The sequence below is a fragment of the Streptomyces sp. DH12 genome (assembly GCF_020873895.1).
GTDB lineage: Bacteria > Actinomycetota > Actinomycetes > Streptomycetales > Streptomycetaceae > Streptomyces.
Window position 1 is genome coordinate 1 of the sequence record NZ_JAHWGT010000409.1, and the last position, 632, is coordinate 632.

1 protein-coding gene is annotated in these 632 nt (G+C 77.4%); it reads left to right on the plus strand.

The window, feature by feature from the left end; genetic code table 11:
- Nucleotides 1-423, plus strand: a 423-nt coding sequence (locus tag LPA54_RS34860) for an aminoglycoside phosphotransferase family protein (RefSeq protein WP_228984624.1), incomplete at its 5' end; no start/stop codon positions are given.
- Nucleotides 424-632 lie beyond the last annotated feature (209 nt).

The window sequence follows — 632 nt, forward strand, 5'->3', positions numbered from 1 at the left end:
CGTGCCGGGGCGGACGCGGCTCCCGAGGTGGCCCCGCTGGTGGACGCGGCGCTGGCGGCTCGCGAGGAGCTGCTGGACTCGCCGCCGGAACACCGGCTGCTGCACGGCACGTTCCGGCAGAGCAAGGTGCTGTCCGGGGACCGGATGCCGTGGCTCGCAGTGGGACCCGACCCGGTGGTCGGCGAGCACGCCTTCGACCTGGCGCGGCTGGTCCGTGACCGCGTGGAGGACCTGATCGCCCAGCCCTCGGGCGCGACGACGACCCGCCGACGCGTGCGGCGCCTCGCGGAGTCGCTGGAGGTCGACCGCGACCGCCTGCGCGGCTGGACCCTGTTCCGAGCGGTCGAGTCGGGCGTCCGCGCCCGCCGGGTGGGCCGCGATCGGGACGCGGAGCTGCTGCTGGAGTTCGCGAGCTGGCTGTAGGGCGCCCCCAGGGGCGCGGGGAACTGCGCGCTCGGCCCACCACGGCCCGCGGCCGACACCCGACGGCAGAGAAACGGCGCGCCGACGGAGAAACGGGCGTCAGCCTCCGCGTGCGGCCGGGCTGAGCACCGTGACGGAAGTGCGGTGCCGCCGGGGTGCCGCTGCGCCCACCCGTGCCGCCCCAGCGGCACGACTGCCCGCAGCGGGCG